The sequence below is a fragment of the Escherichia sp. MOD1-EC4550 genome (assembly GCF_963876935.1).
GTDB classification, from domain to species: Bacteria; Pseudomonadota; Gammaproteobacteria; order Enterobacterales; family Enterobacteriaceae; genus Escherichia; species Escherichia coli_F.
Window position 1 is genome coordinate 127,662 of sequence record NZ_CAWNSE010000052.1, and the last position, 17,690, is coordinate 145,351.

Annotated in this window: 22 protein-coding genes and 1 pseudogene; 20 read left to right on the forward strand and 3 right to left on the reverse strand. The window is 42.8% G+C overall.

Annotated elements, in window-relative coordinates; genetic code table 11:
- Nucleotides 1–64: 64 nt before the first annotated feature.
- Together AACU19_RS21830 and AACU19_RS21835 are read right to left on the reverse strand one after the other, a co-directional pair.
- Nucleotides 65–343: a hypothetical protein gene (locus AACU19_RS21830; RefSeq protein WP_001406915.1), complete on the reverse strand. Its 279-nt coding sequence runs from the start codon at nucleotides 341–343 to the stop codon at nucleotides 65–67.
- A 161-nt stretch (nucleotides 344–504) separates the two neighbouring features.
- On the reverse strand, nucleotides 505–912 hold the full coding sequence (locus AACU19_RS21835; RefSeq protein WP_047662223.1) for a helix-turn-helix domain-containing protein: 408 nt from the start codon (nucleotides 910–912) through the stop codon (nucleotides 505–507).
- A 79-nt stretch (nucleotides 913–991) separates the two neighbouring features.
- On the opposite strand from AACU19_RS21835, the gene AACU19_RS21840 reads away from it, so the two are divergent.
- The 7 genes from AACU19_RS21840 (at nucleotide 992) to AACU19_RS21870 (ending at nucleotide 6,313) form a co-directional block, all read left to right on the forward strand.
- Complete coding sequence (locus AACU19_RS21840) at nucleotides 992–1,219, forward strand: Cro/CI family transcriptional regulator (RefSeq protein ID WP_047662222.1); 228 nt, start codon at nucleotides 992–994, stop codon at nucleotides 1,217–1,219.
- A complete protein-coding gene (locus AACU19_RS21845; protein WP_057697086.1) occupies nucleotides 1,203–1,625 on the forward strand; it encodes a toxin YdaT family protein in 423 nt (140 codons plus the stop codon). The genes AACU19_RS21840 and AACU19_RS21845 overlap by 17 nt, the downstream gene beginning before the upstream one ends.
- Before the next feature lie 78 nt (nucleotides 1,626–1,703).
- A complete protein-coding gene (locus AACU19_RS21850) occupies nucleotides 1,704–2,492 on the forward strand; it encodes a hypothetical protein (RefSeq protein WP_073511870.1) in 789 nt (262 codons plus the stop codon).
- A gap of 6 nt (nucleotides 2,493–2,498) precedes the next feature.
- Complete coding sequence (locus AACU19_RS21855; protein ID WP_032218028.1) at nucleotides 2,499–3,245, forward strand: ATP-binding protein; 747 nt, start codon at nucleotides 2,499–2,501, stop codon at nucleotides 3,243–3,245.
- 22 nt (nucleotides 3,246–3,267) lie between these two features.
- Entirely contained in the window at nucleotides 3,268–3,993 is a 726-nt protein-coding gene (locus tag AACU19_RS21860) for a DUF1627 domain-containing protein (protein ID WP_105278526.1), read from the forward strand.
- Between the two features lie 16 nt (nucleotides 3,994–4,009).
- Nucleotides 4,010–4,426 carry a DUF977 family protein gene (locus tag AACU19_RS21865; RefSeq protein ID WP_105278527.1) on the forward strand — a complete coding sequence of 139 codons (417 nt, stop codon included), beginning with the start codon at nucleotides 4,010–4,012 and terminating at the stop codon, nucleotides 4,424–4,426.
- Nucleotides 4,427–4,795: 369 nt separating this feature from the next.
- A complete protein-coding gene (locus AACU19_RS21870; RefSeq protein ID WP_073511866.1) occupies nucleotides 4,796–6,313 on the forward strand; it encodes a hypothetical protein in 1,518 nt (505 codons plus the stop codon).
- 96 nt (nucleotides 6,314–6,409) lie between these two features.
- Here the strand turns inward: AACU19_RS21870 and AACU19_RS21875 are convergent.
- Nucleotides 6,410–7,598, reverse strand: a pseudogene (locus AACU19_RS21875) (IS30 family transposase).
- A 327-nt stretch (nucleotides 7,599–7,925) separates the two neighbouring features.
- On the opposite strand from AACU19_RS21875, the gene AACU19_RS21880 reads away from it, so the two are divergent.
- The 13 genes from AACU19_RS21880 (at nucleotide 7,926) to AACU19_RS21940 (ending at nucleotide 17,598) form a co-directional block, all read left to right on the forward strand.
- Nucleotides 7,926–10,559 (forward strand): nSTAND1 domain-containing NTPase, encoded by a 2,634-nt coding sequence (locus AACU19_RS21880; RefSeq protein WP_105278528.1) that lies wholly within the window; start codon nucleotides 7,926–7,928, stop codon nucleotides 10,557–10,559.
- Nucleotides 10,560–11,059: 500 nt separating this feature from the next.
- Nucleotides 11,060–11,215 carry a type I toxin-antitoxin system toxin HokD gene (gene hokD / locus AACU19_RS21885; RefSeq protein WP_001406927.1) on the forward strand — a complete coding sequence of 52 codons (156 nt, stop codon included), beginning with the start codon at nucleotides 11,060–11,062 and terminating at the stop codon, nucleotides 11,213–11,215.
- Nucleotides 11,216–11,460: 245 nt separating this feature from the next.
- Nucleotides 11,461–11,721 carry a hypothetical protein gene (locus tag AACU19_RS21890; protein WP_032218041.1) on the forward strand — a complete coding sequence of 87 codons (261 nt, stop codon included), beginning with the start codon at nucleotides 11,461–11,463 and terminating at the stop codon, nucleotides 11,719–11,721.
- A 66-nt stretch (nucleotides 11,722–11,787) separates the two neighbouring features.
- On the forward strand, nucleotides 11,788–12,387 hold the full coding sequence (locus tag AACU19_RS21895; RefSeq protein WP_032218043.1) for a DUF1367 family protein: 600 nt from the start codon (nucleotides 11,788–11,790) through the stop codon (nucleotides 12,385–12,387).
- Nucleotides 12,387–12,677 (forward strand): DUF1364 domain-containing protein, encoded by a 291-nt coding sequence (locus tag AACU19_RS21900; protein WP_001406930.1) that lies wholly within the window; start codon nucleotides 12,387–12,389, stop codon nucleotides 12,675–12,677. The genes AACU19_RS21895 and AACU19_RS21900 overlap by 1 nt, the downstream gene beginning before the upstream one ends.
- On the forward strand, nucleotides 12,674–13,216 hold the full coding sequence (locus AACU19_RS21905; protein WP_001406931.1) for a DUF1133 family protein: 543 nt from the start codon (nucleotides 12,674–12,676) through the stop codon (nucleotides 13,214–13,216). The genes AACU19_RS21900 and AACU19_RS21905 overlap by 4 nt, the downstream gene beginning before the upstream one ends.
- 388 nt (nucleotides 13,217–13,604) lie before the next feature.
- Nucleotides 13,605–14,330 carry a scabin-related ADP-ribosyltransferase gene (locus tag AACU19_RS21910; RefSeq protein WP_001406932.1) on the forward strand — a complete coding sequence of 242 codons (726 nt, stop codon included), beginning with the start codon at nucleotides 13,605–13,607 and terminating at the stop codon, nucleotides 14,328–14,330.
- 99 nt (nucleotides 14,331–14,429) lie between these two features.
- On the forward strand, nucleotides 14,430–14,855 hold the full coding sequence (locus AACU19_RS21915; RefSeq protein ID WP_105278539.1) for a subtilase family AB5 toxin binding subunit: 426 nt from the start codon (nucleotides 14,430–14,432) through the stop codon (nucleotides 14,853–14,855).
- A gap of 320 nt (nucleotides 14,856–15,175) precedes the next feature.
- Nucleotides 15,176–15,568, forward strand: a complete 393-nt coding sequence (locus tag AACU19_RS21920) for a putative holin (protein ID WP_001406934.1) — start codon at nucleotides 15,176–15,178, stop codon at nucleotides 15,566–15,568.
- Complete coding sequence (locus tag AACU19_RS21925) at nucleotides 15,558–15,836, forward strand: phage holin family protein (RefSeq protein ID WP_001406935.1); 279 nt, start codon at nucleotides 15,558–15,560, stop codon at nucleotides 15,834–15,836. The genes AACU19_RS21920 and AACU19_RS21925 overlap by 11 nt, the downstream gene beginning before the upstream one ends.
- A 1-nt stretch (nucleotide 15,837) precedes the next feature.
- Nucleotides 15,838–16,383, forward strand: a complete 546-nt coding sequence (locus AACU19_RS21930; protein ID WP_105278529.1) for a glycoside hydrolase family 108 protein — start codon at nucleotides 15,838–15,840, stop codon at nucleotides 16,381–16,383.
- A gap of 80 nt (nucleotides 16,384–16,463) precedes the next feature.
- Nucleotides 16,464–17,243 (forward strand): enterotoxin A family protein, encoded by a 780-nt coding sequence (locus AACU19_RS21935; protein WP_096837708.1) that lies wholly within the window; start codon nucleotides 16,464–16,466, stop codon nucleotides 17,241–17,243.
- Nucleotides 17,233–17,598, forward strand: coding sequence for a Heat-labile enterotoxin IIA, B chain (locus tag AACU19_RS21940; protein ID WP_105278530.1), 366 nt, complete (start codon nucleotides 17,233–17,235; stop codon nucleotides 17,596–17,598). The genes AACU19_RS21935 and AACU19_RS21940 overlap by 11 nt, the downstream gene beginning before the upstream one ends.
- Nucleotides 17,599–17,690 lie beyond the last annotated feature (92 nt).

Here is a 17,690-nt window from a genome sequence, read left to right on the forward strand (position 1 = left end):
GACCTGCTTTTAACCACATCAGGTGAGGTGATATCCTTACAAATGGTAATTTGCTGTAAGGATATTAATTATGGATATTAAATTTCGCTGTCCTCATTGCCGATCTCGCTACATTGAGATCGATGAGCACTCTGGCTCTGACAATGATCGTTTTATCTGCGGTGATTGTTTTGCGGAAATCAAAGATTCTGATTTCAGTGAACACTTTAATAAAACAATCAATAAAATCATCCGGACAGTTAAAAACCGCAGGAACAAGTAGTTTGTATAACTTCTCAATCTGATGTCTCAGGGGGCTGGTATCTATTTTTAACACCAGTCCCTGCTTTTCATCTGCGATCATCTTCGTATCCCCTTAACGCCGGGTGGCGGAACTGTTTGCTGAGAACACCGTGCGGTGTTTTGGTGTGGTTAATTTAGAATAACCTAACAAGACAGGCAAGCACTTTTTGTTAGATCAACCTAACAAAAAGTGTGTTGGGATATAACAGACTGAAAAGAAAGCTATTTTATAGATTTGTTTTTACGAGCTTTGAGCATTTCTTCGAAAAGTCTATTGAAATTCTCAACTCTAGCGCGCATTTCAGACAGCAATGCTTCCTGCTCGGAGGATGGTAGAGCATCGAATAATTCAATCAATTCTTTGTGGCTGGGAGTTAGCTCGTTTTCCACATGAAGCTCTTGTGCTGGCAATGGTGTTTTGTCTTCGTCACCAAACATTAGCCACGTAGGTGAGCACTTCAGAGCATCCGCTAAAGCAAACAGTCGCTTCCCTACAGGTTGGGTTTCATCTCTTTCCCATTGAGAAATGGTGACGTGAGCAACCCCAGCGAGACGTGCGACTTCTCGTTGTGTCAGGCGTAATTCTTTTCGTCTTGCCAGAGCTCGCTGGCCTAGTGTTTTTGTATCCATAGTTAGGTAATTCTAATTTTTCTTGACTTAGGTATCCCGCGCACATTAGTGTTAGGAATATCTAACAAAGGGGGCTTTGATGTTTAAAGTTGATGCAATTATTTTTTTTGGTAGCAAGACAAAGCTTGCCAGTGCCGCAGGAGTAAGGCTGGCAAGTATTGCTGCATGGGGGGAGCTGGTCCCAGAAGGTCGCGCGATGCGTCTGCAAGAGGCATCTGGCGGAGAGCTTCAGTACGATCCCAAGGTTTATGACGAATATCGTAAGGCAAAGCGGGCGGGTAAGGGTATTCATGAAAATCAGGCATGAGCACATTGAATCAGTGTTGTTAGCTCTGGCTGCCGAAAAAGGTCAGGCGTGGGTTGCCAACGCAATTACTGAAGAATATTTGCGCCAGGGGGAGAGTGAATTAGCCTTGGCGCCAGGCAAGGACTGGAACAATCAGCAAAACATCTATCACCGCTGGTTAAAAGGTGAAACAAAGGCGCAAAGGGAAAAAATCCAGAAGCTGATTCCTGCAATCCTGGCAATTCTTCCGCGCGAACTGCGACACCGCCTCAGCGTTTTTGACACCCTGGAACGTCGCGCATTACTGGCGGCTCAGGAAGCGCTGAATACGGCAATTGATGCGCATGATGATGCAGTTCAGGCCGTTTACCGGAAAGCGCATTTCAGCCACGGCGGATCATCCGGCGATTCTGTCGTAGTGCATTGATTGAAATTAATCGTGCCGGAGCGTTTTGTTCGGTATCAGTTAAATGTAACGCTGCGAGCGTTACAAGGTGAAAACAATATGGCTTCAAACTGGATAAAGCTCGAAGTTATTACGCCGGATAAACCGGAAATATTCAGGATTGCTGAGATTCTTAATATTGATCCAGATGCCGCATTAGGGAAGGTCATTCGATTCTGGGCATGGGCGGATCAACAAATGATTGATGGTAACGCAGAGTGTAACGCTCGAGGCGTTACAAAAAGTGCAATAGACCGTATCACTTTTATGGCTGGTTTTGCTGATGCGTTAATTCAGGTTGGATGGCTGGTCGAAAGTGATGGAGTGCTTTCACTACCTAACTTTGAGCGTCATAACGGAAAAAGCTCGAAAAAACGGGCGGTTACAAACGAGAGAGTTACAAAAATACGCGAACTGAAGCGAAAAGGTAACGCTGCCAGCGTTACACAAACGGATCAAAAAGCGTTACCAGAGGAAGAGGAAGAGGAAGATAAAAATACTGATCTCCCCCTAAATCCCCCTCGGCAAAAACGAGCGTCTAAAAAATTCGAGCCGGAGGCCATTGCTCTGCCCGACTGGTTGCCAGAAACACTCTGGAATGAGTGGGTCCAGTTCAGGCAGGCATTGCGAAAACCGATTCGAACGGAGCAGGGCGCTAACGGGGCGATACGGGAACTGGAAAAATTCCGCCAGCAGGGTTTTACCCCTGAGCAGGTGATTCGACACAGCATCGCCAATGAATACCAGGGCTTGTTCGCGCCGAAAGGTGTTCGGCCTGAGACGTTGCTCCGACAGGTTAACACCGTCTCGTTGCCGGACAGTGCGATCCCGCCAGGCTTCAGGGGGTAACTGACCATGAAAAATATTGCGACAGGCGGCGTTCTGGAACGTATCCGCAGACTGGCCCCGTCACATGTAACCGCGCCATTCAGGACGGTGGCGGAGTGGCGCGAGTGGCAACTTGCAGAAGGCCAGAAACGTTGCGAGGAGATCAATCGCCAGAATCGTCAGTTGCGGGTGGAAAAAATTCTGAATCGCTCCGGCATCCAGCCGTTGCACCGCAAATGCTCGTTTTCGAATTACCAGGTGCAGAACGACGGCCAGCGATACGCGTTGAGCCAGGCGAAATCCATCGCCGATGAACTGATGGTCGGGTGTACAAATTTTGCGTTCAGCGGAAAACCTGGTACCGGAAAAAACCATCTGGCGGCGGCTATCGGGAATCGCTTGCTGAAAGACGGTCAGACAGTGATTGTGGTTACCGTGGCTGATGTTATGAGTGCTCTACACGCCAGCTATGACGACGGGCAATCAGGCGAAAAATTTTTGCGGGAACTGTGCGAAGTGGATCTGCTGGTTCTTGATGAAATTGGCATTCAGCGCGAGACAAAAAACGAGCAGGTGGTACTGCACCAGATTGTTGATCGCCGGACAGCGTCGATCCGCAGCGTGGGGATGCTGACAAACCTGAACTATGAGGCCATGAAAACATTGCTCGGCGAGAGGATTATGGATCGGATGACCATGAACGGCGGGCGATGGGTGAATTTTAACTGGGAGAGCTGGCGCCCGAATGTTGGTCAGCCAGGAATTGAGAAGTAATTTTTACCGGGAGGAAATTTTAATGGAGACCGTTTTTGACGCACTGAAAGCAATGGGAAAAGCCTCTTCCCAGGAAATGGCAGCACGTCTGGGAATGACCCGGGATGAGGCGATTAACGAGCTGTGGAAACTGAAGCGTCGTGGGGAAGCTGATAACAAGGGCCCGATGTGGTGGTTGACTCAAACCGACGAAAACGCATCTGTAGCACAGGCTTCTAAAGTGACAGCGCAAATGCTGATCGAGGCGATTGAACAGCATGGCCCTAAAGCGGCTGATGAACTTGCACTGATATTCAGAATTACTTCCCGCAGGGTGAACTCATCGCTGGCTATGGCCATCAGCAAAGGTCGTCTGATTCGCGTAAATCAGAACGGTAAATTTCGTTACTGCCTGCCGGACGGTAATTTACCAGCAGAGCCGAAAGTTGTATCGGTAGTTAAAACACCTGGTAAAGGCTTTCCTCAGCCAGCCGGTGTTGCGTTACCAGTACAGGAAGCGGCAACACAGGAAGAAATTAAAACAGATACTGTGGGGGACATTGTGCAGTCACTACCATCGTTCACTGAAACGCGAGCCAATGACCTGATTTTACCATCGCTGCAAATGGCAAACCGCGAACTGCGCCGGGCGAAAAGTCATGTCCAGAAGTGGGAGCGAGTCTGCGCCGCGCTGCGTGAGCTGAACAAGCACCAGGACATTGTCCGTCAGATTGTCGATTCCTCCAGTCGTATTGTGTCGGAAAAGTGATTCCAGGGGAGGGCTTATGGCAAAAGTATTAACACAGGAAGAGCGAGAAAAAATTAAAGGGCAGATTGTTGATCTCGTACGCCAGAGCGGGCGAGAGACGTTACGACAACTGGAAGCTAAAACAGGGGCAACCAGATATCTGATAAGTATTCTCGCCAAAGAGCTGGTTTCGAGTGGTGACGTATACAACACTGGCTATGGGTTATTTCCGTCTGAGCAGGCACGTCAAGACTGGCAAAACGCCCGCAAAAAACTCTCGAGGGCAAAGTCGAAGGAACCGGTTATGGTTGATCCTGACCTTATCTGGTCATTACCAGACGGAGAAATACGCCGCTACGACAGGTGTCAGAACATAATTTGTCGCGAGTGCCGGAAGAGTGAAGTTATGCAGCGTGTATTAGCATTTTATCAGGGGAATGTTGGTATTTATTGAAGTGACGAGATTAAAGACCACTAATTCATATGTGAATTGACAGTTTCATGGCACAGGATACGGCTAGCGTGGTTGTCTGTTTTGTGCCAGGGGCGGACCTTAAGCTTCAGTAATTTGATTAGCACAATCCCTATGATAAACATGCAGTTGCAGTGTTGCTCATGTAAGGCGCGTAATTTCAATAGGACATCCAAACGTTAGTCGGAAAAAGCCGACTAAAAAAACTGAGTGGACAAGTAGTGTCCATTTAATTAATGCCATTTTGAGGGTATTGTTAACCGTGTGCATAATGTTCTGATTTATAATACAAAGAGCCTTATCATGTTAAGCCATTCCGATGTACATCAAACCATGATTACAAGAGAAATTATGACACCGCCAACCAAAATTGATACTTCAAGTCTACTTACCATACTGGGCGTTATTGCTGCCGTATGGGCCCTTATTACTCCAAACGCTCGACTACGTTTGAGGTTCTGCCTGGCGTGGTGGGATTGGGCAATTGTTGGTTTCGCATTCTTACTAAGCAATTATTTGGTGTTTGCACCAGCTTTAAAATCACTAGACTTATATTTTAGTTTTGGCCCCTGGAAATGGGGATTAGATAGTTCAAGTGCCGTATACCTGATATCACTCGCAGTTGCTATTTACATTTTATTTCGCTTAAAAAAACCTAAACTTTCAGTTGGAAGAACAGGAATATTTCTAGAGTTAGTGGAAAATTTGCACCTTACTAAACGATACGATGATCTGGCACAATTGTTGGCACCTCAACTAGAAAAGTTGATATCAATAATTGATAGTCCGGTGAAGAATCGACTTTGTGATAAGATAGCTAACAATCTCCGCATCTCTAATCGCGAGACTGCTGCCGAATATGCACATGAAGCATTATTAAATATTGTCTCATCACCTGAACTTACCAATCACTTTGCACTTGCGCACCCATCCCTCTGCCTTGAGTTAATCAAGATCGAACCAATAGTTCGTTCTGACTTTACTTCTAATTTTATCAGTGCATTACTAGATTCACCTAACAGTCGTCTATATGTTGAGCTTAAAAATAATCTTAACGTTAGTCGAGGGCATCGTTTGTTGATCCCGAAAAACAATCGTATATTACATTTTTTCTTTTCCAATGCTAAGTTTGCGGCTGATTTAGCAATATACCGTGACATCGGTGAATATATCTACTGGAGGTTAGATGAAGATGAAAAAATTATTGCTACACTTAATAAATCTTTAGGTTCTTATTCAGATGTTTCGAAGTATAAATGTCCTATTTACTCTGGGATCACGCTGTTTGAAATCATGGTTCATGAAGGTATTCATCAGGGGCTTCAGGATCATTTATGGCTGCATTACTATACACATTTTGCAAAGAAAATCATAAAGAATATGAATAGGCAGTCGAATGAATATAGTGGTGAATGGGAAACACCTTTTCACTTCCTTCTCTGTCATTTATTTAGCATCGCTATAAATTGGGCAGAACAATGCGAATGGATAGATGAAAGGGACATTCTTCAAGAAAATAAAGAAACAGAAAATTTCGATCTTCATTATATTTCAAAAGAGGCTACCAAATTACTTGGTGCTATGTTGGAGTTGGTTTTGCCTAATTCAAAACTCACTTTGAAATCTAGGAAAGATATTCTTGGTATAATTGTGTCTTGTTACATTAGATTGAAAAGGAATAAAAAATTAAAAGACGTCGCTGACTCATTATTAATTTTCACAACTAGAGGCGAAGGTAATTTGGCATCGCCGTATTATCGTAAAGAACTTCTAGAAATATTCAATACACTTGATGATTATCGATTAAGAAGTGATGCTCCGGAATTCCGAGAAGCTATAGAGTCTGCGATTCAAGCAAGGCCTAATTAGGTAAATCAACCACCTGCATGGCGGGTGGTTTAGACATAGACCTCTAAGTACGCTTGGCAGAGGTACCAGTAAACTTGATAATTGGAGTTGTTCTCATCAGTCGTTATGAAAAATTTTGAACTTCTGCTTTTCGCTGTGAGTTAAACTGATGGACGCAAGACACTTATTGAACCGTTCTGCGGGTGATTCGTAGTCTAGCGTTTTTCTTGGCCGCTCGTTGAGCTGTCTGGCAACACTGTGTGAACTGATAAGTCAGTTCCTTTTGGAAAATACTGTCTGAGTAATCTGTTTGTATTTTCATTTGAGCCGCGTTGCCATGGAGATTGATGATCACAGAAATAAATCTGAATATATGTCGCTACAGTAAACCGGGTATGGCTGGTCATTTCAGCGCCCCGGTCCCATGTTAGTGTTTTATAAAGCTCAACAGGTAATTCCCGGGCTTGTCTGATGAGTGCAGATATAACCGTTATGGTCTTGTTGTCTCTGATTTTTGCCAGCATAACAAAGCGGGAATGGCGTTCTACGAGGGTGACGATAAAGGAGTTTTTCGAGCACTGGATCAGGTCACCTTCCCAGTGACACGGTATGGCTCTGTCTGCAACTTCAGGTGGCCTTTCGCTTATTGGTATCGTATCTGGGATTGACCCTAACCCTTTCCCTTTAAGCGATGATGTTCTGGATCTACGAACCGCTCTTCCGCTTCTGAGGCATTGCTGCAGTTCTTTTTTTAATGCACCCCGGGTTTGTATAAAAAGCGTTTTATAAATCGTTTCGTGTGACACATGCATTTCCTGATTATCCGGATAACAGCGTTTCAGCCAGCCGGCGATCTGTTCCGGCGACTAGTCCTGATGCATCTTCTCTGCAATGATTTTACACAATGTGGGCTTTCAATTAGCTTGCAAGGTTTTGGTCTCAGAGCATTTTCCCATGCAGCAGTATCGGCTTTTGCTGCACGGTATTGTTTGGCACCTCCGTGCCTCCTGACCTCGCGGCTAATCGTTGAAGGCGCTTTTGATAATTTGGCGGCGATGTCCCTGATACTGAGTTTTGCTACCACTCCTCTGGATATCTCCTCTCTTTTATCAAGCGAAAGCGCTAATCGGTACCGTTTTCGCACGGGAGGACAGTAGCTCCCTGTCTGGTGGATAGTGGGCATAATGGAAGAATGATATCTGTCGAACATTCTGGCGATATCATGGAGAGAATCACCTTGCTTATATCTGTCCCAGATAATTGCCTTCTGCTCTGGCGTGTAGTTAATCCGAGTTCTTCGTTTCATGGCAACGTCCCCCTTGATTAAGGATAGCGTTGCATCCACTGATTGAACTCACAGCCGGAAGCGGTCATTCTAGGTCTTTCGAGGAATAGTGAGCACTATATTAATATCTGGCTTATATCTGAGCACCTAGGCGCTTGAAAGATGTGTTACCCTGCGATTATACAGTGCGAGATTATTAGTCTCACTTATAAATCTCTAAAATTTAAAGATGCAATGTAATCCTCTTTATAGTAGATTTTCTAGTATGGGGAAGCCACGTTTTAAGTGCGGTTTGACCAATTTAATGAGCGTTATAACTCATCAATAATAGTTACATGGAGTTGTTTAATGTTTTTATTTTTTCACTCTGAACAAACTGAAAAAAACACTAGTTATTACAAGGGGTTACTTTTTGAAGAGTTGTTAAAAGAATACTTGGAAGGCTCTGGATACGACATTGAGTTAAGGAAAAAAGAATCTAGTTTAGAGTACGACATTGAAGGATTCTCTAGAGCAACTGGCCAAAAGATTATTGGCGAAGCTAAAGCACACAGCAAAAGCATGAGTGGACAAACAGTTGCTGCGTTCGTTGGAAAGCTTTTGCCGCTAGGTCTTCTGGAAAAAAAGGTGCATGGATTATTTCTGTCATTATCACCATTAACACCGGAGGCGGAAGATTATTTTCGAACTGTCGAAAATATGGGGTTAACGACAAAGGTAGGAAAGGAACTTTATAACCAAATAACTGCGACTTTGCATTTGCCGACTGAAACATCTCTACATAAGGAAATTAAAGGTTATGACCTTGTGGCCCCAAACATTCTCAAGACTGATACGGGGTTGTATAAGTTATTTATTTTAAAAGAGGTAAATTCAGGAACGCCATCAAATTTTGTGGTATTCAATAAAAGTGGCAGCCAAATTGATGATGAAAGATTTTTGGAAAATTTAAAAATAGGGATTTCAGAACTTGCTGGTTTGGATTTCATTATGCCTAGCAAGAAAAAAATAGTTGACGAAATGCCTCAAGTAAAGCGTGAAATAGTTCGAGGATTAACTGTTGGGACTGAATGGGCTGACTATAGGCTACCTGCAGGGCCAACTGTGTTCGTTGGCAGGACTGAATTCATAGGTGAACTTCTTTCTCACATCAAACATAATGAGCTACCACATGTTCTTCAGATAAAAAGTCGCTCTGGAGTAGGAAAAAGCTCTCTTGTATCCTTTTTAGAAAACAAGCTCTCAATGGATGGGGTTATTACTGAATTACATGACTCAAGGGATGTAAAAACAATATATGATGTTTTTTATCTTGTTCAGAGGTTTACCCAAAGCAGCATTATTGCGACTAATTTTATAGAACTTGATGAACAACTGAAAGACTTGCAACTTTCACTAAATGGCCAAAAGGCAGTTTTCTTTGTTGACCAATTTGAATCTACATTCTCGAATCCTGACATTTTCGATTGCTATGAATACATTGCGAACTCAATAACAAAGCTTCGTGGTGGTGTATACATAGTGTTTGCGCGTAAAAATGATCAGCTAACAACCTATGACAACAGTAAAGTTTCTCTTAATAGAATTAATCAGCTATCGAAAAGCTTTACTCTTCCGGATTTTGAAAACAAAGAATCAATACTTCTTTTAGAAAAAATAAATGAAAATAACTCTAATATTCTCAGTAAAGAAATACTACCCTATATTATTGAATTTGCGCAGGGTTTTCCTTGGCTTTTAAAGAGAACGATAGCTCATGTTTTAAAACTCACTCGAAAAGGTGACTCTCAGAGGGATTTAATCAGTGCGGGCTTAAAACTGAACGACCTTTTTGAAGAAGAGCTTGAAGGTTTGGATGAGATTGAAAAAGATTATCTAGTTAAGATTGCAGCTAAGCTACCAGCAGATTTCAATGAGCTTCAATACCAATTTGACGAAGACCCAATGCTTGTAAAAGTCCTCGATAAGTTAACAGCTTACAGATTGGTACGCTTGAGTGGTTCTACCTACGATACTTATAACGATGTTTTCAAAGAATATCTTGTCTACCAAAAGCTTCCTGAATTTAGACTGCTGGTTATTTATAGAATGTATCCAAGCTCTGTTATATCCCAGTTTCATAAACTGATAACAATGAGAAAGCTGACAATTACAAAAATAACGGAAAATCTAAATGTAAGGGAAGGTTACGCATTTAATCTCGTTAAGGAATTGCGGAATTTAGACTTGCTTGATGCAGTTAAAAGTGGTGAATGGATAATTCCAACCAATGTTAGGGATATATATTCTCAAGGAACCCTTGCTGGTTATCTACGCCGAAAAATTTTAGACAATCAACTCGTCGAGACTTTACTTAAAAAAATTCTTTCTGGAGAAAAAGTTTTCGAGAGCGATATACCCACGTATTTTTCTGAGTCTTATCCTTTTATTGAGGCATCAGAGAAAACATGGGGATTATACTCTACGATTTTAAAGTCATGGTTACTTGCCCTAAAAATTATAGAAATTGATGGGGAAGGTCGCATTATTGCCTCAGATGTGTCGCATAATGATGCAACAGCTGAGTTAGGAAATCTTAAGAAAATTTCGGGCTTAAGGGCAGGAAATAAAGGGCTTTTCTTCCCTGTAACATCTCACGCTAAAATGATTGAAGTTACCAGCTTGATACTGAACGGTAAAGAGCCTACTGGAAAAGAAGCGCTTAAAGCAAAATCTGATTTAAATAATGCTGGTGTTTTAGTCGATGGGCACTTAGCAGTATCTAATATTGAAGAGCTTAATGAGGCACTTACAGCTCAAATACTTGATGACGGCTATGAGGATTTCTGGAAAGCAATACACGCTGGTCAGCCTTGTTATGAAATTTTTAAAGGTATTGCAGGGGAAGGATTAACTGAGTCCACCCTTAAGTGGCGCTTAAGAAAGTTAACGGCTTTAGCAAAAAAACTGAAAATCATACCAAACAAAAGATTCAAATATTAATTACTGTCATAACATTAAAAAGTAGCGGATGTATTCCTCCGCTACATAACTTATACTCAAGGAGTGATTATATTGAATATTTTCAAAGCCTGTGGGGGCATCAATGTCCGCTCTTCGCTCAAAGCGGACTAAAATGTTGGCTTGTGTCTGACTCAGCGCATTTAAGGAAGTGGTGGTGGTGACGGGGTGTTGTGTCCCATTTCCACAGAATAAATCAGAGAAACTATAGCGGCTGTAATGGCAATCTATGGTCTTGCTATTGCTCTTATGGATCACCTTTCTGATTGATTTCATATTGGCGAGGTAACGGGAGTTAAGTAGAATAGCTGCGGGTGCTTGAGGCTGTCTGCCTCGGGCATGAACACCAAAGGCAGATAGAGAAAAGCCCCAGTTAACATTACGCGTCCGGCAAGACGCTTAACATTAATCTGAGGCCACATCTATGCTTTGCATACGTAGATTAGCCTCTTACCGACCAAAAGGTCAAGGAGAAGCAGGCTATGAAGCAGCAAAAGGCGATGTTAATCGCCCTGATCGTCATCTGTTTAACCGTCGTTGTGACGGCACTGGTAACGAGGAAAGACCTCTGCGAGGTACGAATCCGAACCGGCCAGACGGAGGTCGCTGTCTTCACAGCTTACGAACCTGAGGAGTAAGAGACCCGGCGGGGGAGAAATCCCCCGCCACCTCTGATGTGTCAGGCATCCTCAACGCACCCGTACTTACCCGCTTCGGCGGGTTTTTTGTTGTGGTGGATAAATTAGCTTTTTGTGTACTCTTTTAGCCGTAAGTCTTGAGGGACTGACTGTTGTAAATAGAATCGTGTTTGCTTAGTTAGCGCGCAGGGAGAAGAGGGATGGACCCTTCAGGGGAACGCTATTAATCTGGAAAATTTCTATTTATGGATTTCAAGAAGTTGCGCAAAATTTTTAATAAAGATGGTCTCTATGCTGTGCGCGTTGAAAATGGGGAAATTATTAGTTGTTACTGCATTCATTGCTCACGGGCTTTGCAACAGCCTAGTGGGGCTATGTTAATATATCTCTTGAATGGGCATGTGACGGACGGATTTATGTTGCGTGAAGATGAATTTGTCACATCATTACGGACATTAAAAGAAATTGGATTAAAAGCTGGCTTTTCTGCTTTTGAAGACGATTGAACTCATCTACAATTCAGCGCAGGGTTGACCCCCTGCTGAGTAACACCGTGCCACCGGAGAAAGCCGATGGCACATATACAACTGATCAAACATACCTCTTCTGGATTACTGCTCCCGGCAACACCGGAGAGTTGCGAATTCTTGCATCAAATAAAAATAGGTGAGTGGATACACGCTGATTTTAAGCGCGTTCGTAACTACGCATTTCACAAGCGTTTTTTCAAACTCCTGCAACTCGGATTCGATTATTGGACTCCTGTCGGTGGGGCGATCACCTCTCGTGAACGAAAACTTGTGTCCGGTTTCGTTGATTATCTGTGTGACTCGGTCGGCCGGGAACATACGCCAGCCCTGAGTGATGCCGCAGAACAATATCTGAATACCATTGCGATACGCAGAACCTGTGATACGGCATTGCTAAAGTCATTTGATGCTTTCCGTGAATGGGTAACTATTGAGGCCGGATTTTACACCGAGCATTTTTATCCGGACGGTAGCCGTGGACGCAGGGCAAGATCTATCGCGTTTGCAAATATGGACGATACCGAGTTTCAGCAGGTTTATAAATCCGTACTGAATGTGCTTTGGAACTGGATCCTGTTCCGTAAATTTTCCTCTCCGGAACAATTCGAAAATGTTGCTGCGCAGCTGCTGGAGTTTGCGTAATGGTGGATTTGCGTAAAGCGGCTAAAGGCCATATGTGTACAGTCAGAATCCCCGGTTACTGCAATCACAATCCTGAAACATCTGTGCTGGCGCACTACAGGCTGGCGGGGACGTGTGGAATGGCGATAAAACCACACGATATGCAGGCAGCGATTGCCTGTAACTCATGTCACGATCTAATCGATGGGCGGGTAAAAACCAGCGATTACACCAAAGAAGAATTGCACCTGATGCATGCAGAAGGTGTTTTTCGCACGCAAGAAATCTGGAGAAATGAGGGATATTTATGATTTACCCAACAAATATCGGAAAAAGCGGGGAACATCTCCGTCTCGCAACACTGGAAAGTGTGTGGATTCAGGGAAAGTTACGCATGTGGGGACGCTGGTCGTATATTGGCTGCGGCAGGTCAGGGAATATGTTCAACCAGTTGCTGGTGTCAAAAAAAATAACACAAACAGCTATCAATGAAGCCTTGCGCAAAATGAAAAAAGCGGGGATTGATAAACCTGAACTGGAGGAATTTTTTCGGGAGCTGATTAACGGTAAGCAGAAAAGCTGGCTATCCCACTGTACTGATGCAGAGGCGTTATGCATTGATCGGGTGATTAGTGAAGTGTTGGCAGAGCATCCAGGATTGATTCACGTACTCCGACAACGGTATGAAGGACGGGGGATGACAAAGCGCAAAATGGCTCAATTGCTAAATAACGCACATCCAGAGTGGAGTTTCAGTACATGCGAAAAGCGAATTGCTAATTGGTTAGCTGTTGCTGAGTATTCTTTATACATTCCCATGCGAGTATCATTTGCTCAGAAAATAGCTTGATTTTTTACGCAAAAACTGCTCTAATTCTGATACGCTTCGCAAAGCTGTATCGCGAGGTGGATAAAGAAAATCAAATTTAAAAGAACCCGCCACCGAGCGGGTTTTTTTATCCATAAATATAGAATGAATACTAGAAATTAACAATTTCTATTTTCTTATGCTGGCTTATTCTGTTGAATGATTCGTGAATCAACTCAGGGATTTTTATCTGATTGAGGTGTTTCATGTTTCGGCATTGTTAGCTTTTGTAGGCTTTTCCATATATTTATAGATAATTAAACTGGTGCAGTAATTCACCTGAGAAGTTTGCAATCCTCTAATTAACCTTTTTATTTGTATTTACCTGCTGGAAATAGCGTTGTGATGTTTCAATAAGAGGTGAAATATTGTGTTTAAAATTATCATATTCTTCCTGATTACTTTCTCGTGGTATGCTAATGCTACAGACTTTGTTTATCGAGTAGATTCTCGCCCACCTGACGAAATTTTTCGAGACGGATTTAGATCTCATGGTACTAACAGGAATTTACAGCAGCATTTAAGAGGTGACTCATGTGCAGCAGGAAGCCGGGACAGTGCTTTTATTGCTACGACAACTAGTTTAATTGAAACTTATAATATAGCTAGGCAATATTATTCAAGCTCGGGGTTCCACGGCACATTGTACCGTTATCGCATCAGAGCAAATAATATTTTTCATTCTATAAGACCATCGGTTAATTATTTAACTCAACGCGGCGTTACCTTTACTGGTTTTGAACAGATCATGATGCGAGAACAAAATGAAATTGTCGCTATAGAACATATCCCTAGCGAGAATATTGTTGAAGCCGTAGAGTTAACATATGACAGATTCAATAGTAGCGTATCTGATGGACGAGGGACCTCTAATGCCAGATATGTCCCTGGATCAACATTTGTAAATCCGGGGGTTATACCTGATCTGGTTGTGCCGGCTGTATCTGTTCGAGAAAGAATCAATGCTTTTGGAAGTCTCATTAGTGCTTGCTTTGCATTGAAGGGAGTAAGAAGAGATGGCTTAAATAAACGGTCCACTTACTACGAACCAGAGTTTTATGATGCTCGTACCGTGCTAAAAGAATTATTTAAGTAATGTCGTTTCAACATTGGTTTTAATATTGGGCGTGATTTTACGTATAGATTTTATTTAACTAAATCAGCCTGTGAGATAGATATGATTATGCGAGGTTTTATGAAGCGAAAAATTAAAATTGCACTGTTTTTTATGTCGTTGATCTCTGGTGTTAGCCATGCTGGGATGGCTGATTATAATACATATTTAAGTAACGTTCAGATTAACAATCTGACTCTTGGTGTATATAATTCAGGAGGAAAAGAAAGTCGATTCTTTTGTATCGGAATAAAACGAGACAATGCTCAATTGCCGGTTCATAGTATATGTAAAGTAGATGTCTATGGGCATCACAAACAGGGATTTGACAACATGCTAGAAATGGCAAAGTATTACTACGCAACAGGTGAAGAGTTAAGGGTTTACTATAAGGAGAATGTTTGGAGTGATACGGATTTCAAAAGTGCATTCTCTTCTAATGAGCTCATTTCTATCAGTACTTGCAGTTCACATGATTATTGCATGGGGCCGCGAACAAATAATTAAATATTGTTTTGTTCATGATGGTGGAATGTTTTTATTTTGCTGTTGAGGAATTAACCTTGTAGTTTTATTGTTAATAGCTTGCCAACCACATATGCAAACATTTCTTTAATCATCTTTATTAGAGCTCAAAGCAAGCATCTTTGGTATTCCGTGAGTTCATTGATGTTTGCTTTCTTTTAAGCTGGTTGCGTAAGCATATGCTCTGGCAGCGGACCGGTATTGATTAACCTGTTCGGGTACTACAAGCAGATAAAAATATCGAAAAGAATGAGATAACAAATAGGACGGCTAATAACCTTTTTATTAACAGGAGTAAAAGTATGTCTGAACCCTTATCCGGTTCCGGTACGGCTGCGGCGCTCGGTGGGGCGACGGTATTCGGGCTGTTTACCGGGACGGATTTCGGGATTGTGTTCGGCGCGTTCGCGGGGGCGTTATTTGTGGCAACAATGCCGCAGGCGCTTTCAGCCTGGCGGGTTGCGGCACATTTTCTGGTGTCGTTCATTGTCGGCGTACTGGGAGCTCGTGTGCTGTCAGCCTGGATTGCGGTGAAAACAGGTTATGACAGTACTTCGGCGGATGCGCTGTGTGCGGTGCTGGTCTCCGTGGTATCGGTAAAGATTCTGTCGTTTATTCACCAGCAGGATATTGCATCACTGGTATCCGGTTTGTTATCCCGCCTGAGGGGCGGAGGAGGTGGCAATGTCAGGTAACCTTCCCGGAATACTGAATGTGGCGTTATGCACAATTATCGTGCTGACACTTTTTTTCTACCGCCGGAAAGACGCCACATATAAACCGCTGATCTCATGGCTGGCCTGGCTGCTGATGCTGTTTTATGCCTTTGCACCACTCCGTCATCTTTATGGTCATCCGTTACCGGCTAACTGGCTGGTGGTGGGGGCCAATCTGCTGTTTTGTGTGCTGGTGATATGCGCACGCGGAAACGTCTCGAAACTCTTTTCATTACGAAGGCACTGATATGAAGTCGAAAGATGAAATTTTTGACGAAGTTCTGGGAAAAGAGGGAGGTTACGTTAACCATCCTGATGATAAAGGTGGGCCGACAAAGTGGGGAATTACTGAGAAAGTTGCCCGGGCGCACGGGTATCAGGGCCAAATGTATGACTTGACGCGCGGGAAGGCGCTTGAAATCCTTGAGGCGGACTACTGGTATGGACCTCGTTTTGACCAGGTGGCAAACCTGTCTACGGATATTGCTGCAGAACTGTGTGATACCGGCGTAAACATGGGGCCGTCGGTAGCATCAAAAATGCTTCAGCGCTGGCTGAATGTGTTTAATCAAAAGGGGACGCTATATCCGGATATGGATGTCGATGGTCGTATTGGGTCCCGCACCCTTAATGCGTTACGCGCCTATCTGTCGAAACGTGGCAGGGATGGTGAACTGGCACTGGTGAAAGCCCTGAACTGTACGCAGGGGGAGCGTTACCTTGCGTTGGCAGAGAAACGAGAAGCTAACGAGTCGTTTGTCTACGGCTGGCTGAAACAACGCGTCATTGTTTAGCTGGATATAAGACAAGGTTAAGCGCATTATAAATTTTAATAATATATTTTAAAATGGATGTGAGCTTGTGAAAAATTAAAATGATTAAACATTTATTGTTGTTTTTTGTTTTTATATCATTTTCTGTCTCAGCAAATGATTTTTTTAGAGCAGACACCAGAACACCTAGTGAAATAAGACAAGCTGGAGGACTTTTGCCTCGAGGTCAGCAAGAGGCTTATGAGCGCGGAACACCAATTAACATCAATCTGTATGATCATGCTCGCGGAACTGTAACGGGGAACACCAGATATAATGATGGGTATGTATCTACTACTACTACGCTGAGACAGGCTCATTTAATAGGGCAGAATCTGCTTGGCAGTTATAATGAATATTACATATATGTAGTCGCACCAGCACCAAATTTATTTGATGTGAATGGTGTGTTAGGACGGTATAGTCCATATCCCAGTGAAAACGAATTTGCTGCATTAGGTGGGATTCCCTTATCACAAATTATAGGCTGGTATAGAGTATCTTTTGGCGTGATAGAAGGGGGAATGCAGCGAAACAGGCATTATAGAAGAGATTTATTTCAAGGCTTATCGGTTGCTCCTAATCATGATGGCTATCATCTCGCAGGATTTCCAGACGGTTTTGCCGCATGGCGAGAGCTGCCGTGGAGTGCATTTGCTCCTGCTGCATGCGAACATGATTACATGGTTCGAATTTTAGATGCCTGCGATTCTTATACGAATAGAATATCTAAAAATGATTTGTTTGCTTTTAAAAGATTTATGCGGATTCGCTCTTCTCTGATGATCTTACAAAGTATCGAGGATGATTTACAATATAATGAAAATAAAGATGAACTTTAAAAAGTTAATTGCGTTATTGTTTATTGTCTTAAATATTGCATCACTACCAACATATGCTGATGTAAGTAAGAATTTTAAGGATAATTGTGGTTCTACTACGGCAAAACTTGTACAGAGTGTTCAGTTGGTAAATATCTCGTCTGATGTAAATAAGGACAGTAAGGGAATTTATATATCAAGCTCAGCAGGAAAAACATGGTTTATTCCGGGGGGGCAGTATTACCCTGATAACTATCTAAGTAATGAAATGAGAAAAATAGCAATGGCTGCAGTTCTTTCTAACGTAAGGGTAAATCTATGTGCGAGTGAAGCATATACTCCGAATCATGTATGGGCAATTGAATTGGCACCATAATAGTCATTGGTGTTTTAGTTTTTGTTTCATTCAATTTTATTCTGTATTTGATGTTATTAAGTTTGCCCCGTCCTGAATAACATTGACACGTT

Bases quoted from the DNA above. Each gene is read 5' to 3' on its own strand.
- AACU19_RS21830 (WP_001406915.1), bottom strand. From the start codon at position 343: ATGATCGCAGATGAAAAGCAGGGACTGGTGTTAAAAATAGATACCAGC.
- AACU19_RS21835 (WP_047662223.1), bottom strand. From the start codon at position 912: ATGGATACAAAAACACTAGGCCAGCGAGCTCTGGCAAGACGAAAAGAA.
- AACU19_RS21840 (WP_047662222.1), top strand. From the start codon at position 992: ATGTTTAAAGTTGATGCAATTATTTTTTTTGGTAGCAAGACAAAGCTT.
- AACU19_RS21845 (WP_057697086.1), top strand. From the start codon at position 1,203: ATGAAAATCAGGCATGAGCACATTGAATCAGTGTTGTTAGCTCTGGCT.
- AACU19_RS21850 (WP_073511870.1), top strand. From the start codon at position 1,704: ATGGCTTCAAACTGGATAAAGCTCGAAGTTATTACGCCGGATAAACCG.
- AACU19_RS21855 (WP_032218028.1), top strand. From the start codon at position 2,499: ATGAAAAATATTGCGACAGGCGGCGTTCTGGAACGTATCCGCAGACTG.
- AACU19_RS21860 (WP_105278526.1), top strand. From the start codon at position 3,268: ATGGAGACCGTTTTTGACGCACTGAAAGCAATGGGAAAAGCCTCTTCC.
- AACU19_RS21865 (WP_105278527.1), top strand. From the start codon at position 4,010: ATGGCAAAAGTATTAACACAGGAAGAGCGAGAAAAAATTAAAGGGCAG.
- AACU19_RS21870 (WP_073511866.1), top strand. From the start codon at position 4,796: ATGACACCGCCAACCAAAATTGATACTTCAAGTCTACTTACCATACTG.
- AACU19_RS21880 (WP_105278528.1), top strand. From the start codon at position 7,926: ATGTTTTTATTTTTTCACTCTGAACAAACTGAAAAAAACACTAGTTAT.
- hokD (WP_001406927.1), top strand. From the start codon at position 11,060: ATGAAGCAGCAAAAGGCGATGTTAATCGCCCTGATCGTCATCTGTTTA.
- AACU19_RS21890 (WP_032218041.1), top strand. From the start codon at position 11,461: ATGGATTTCAAGAAGTTGCGCAAAATTTTTAATAAAGATGGTCTCTAT.
- AACU19_RS21895 (WP_032218043.1), top strand. From the start codon at position 11,788: ATGGCACATATACAACTGATCAAACATACCTCTTCTGGATTACTGCTC.
- AACU19_RS21900 (WP_001406930.1), top strand. From the start codon at position 12,387: ATGGTGGATTTGCGTAAAGCGGCTAAAGGCCATATGTGTACAGTCAGA.
- AACU19_RS21905 (WP_001406931.1), top strand. From the start codon at position 12,674: ATGATTTACCCAACAAATATCGGAAAAAGCGGGGAACATCTCCGTCTC.
- AACU19_RS21915 (WP_105278539.1), top strand. From the start codon at position 14,430: ATGAAGCGAAAAATTAAAATTGCACTGTTTTTTATGTCGTTGATCTCT.
- AACU19_RS21920 (WP_001406934.1), top strand. From the start codon at position 15,176: ATGTCTGAACCCTTATCCGGTTCCGGTACGGCTGCGGCGCTCGGTGGG.
- AACU19_RS21925 (WP_001406935.1), top strand. From the start codon at position 15,558: ATGTCAGGTAACCTTCCCGGAATACTGAATGTGGCGTTATGCACAATT.
- AACU19_RS21930 (WP_105278529.1), top strand. From the start codon at position 15,838: ATGAAGTCGAAAGATGAAATTTTTGACGAAGTTCTGGGAAAAGAGGGA.
- AACU19_RS21935 (WP_096837708.1), top strand. From the start codon at position 16,464: ATGATTAAACATTTATTGTTGTTTTTTGTTTTTATATCATTTTCTGTC.
- AACU19_RS21940 (WP_105278530.1), top strand. From the start codon at position 17,233: ATGAACTTTAAAAAGTTAATTGCGTTATTGTTTATTGTCTTAAATATT.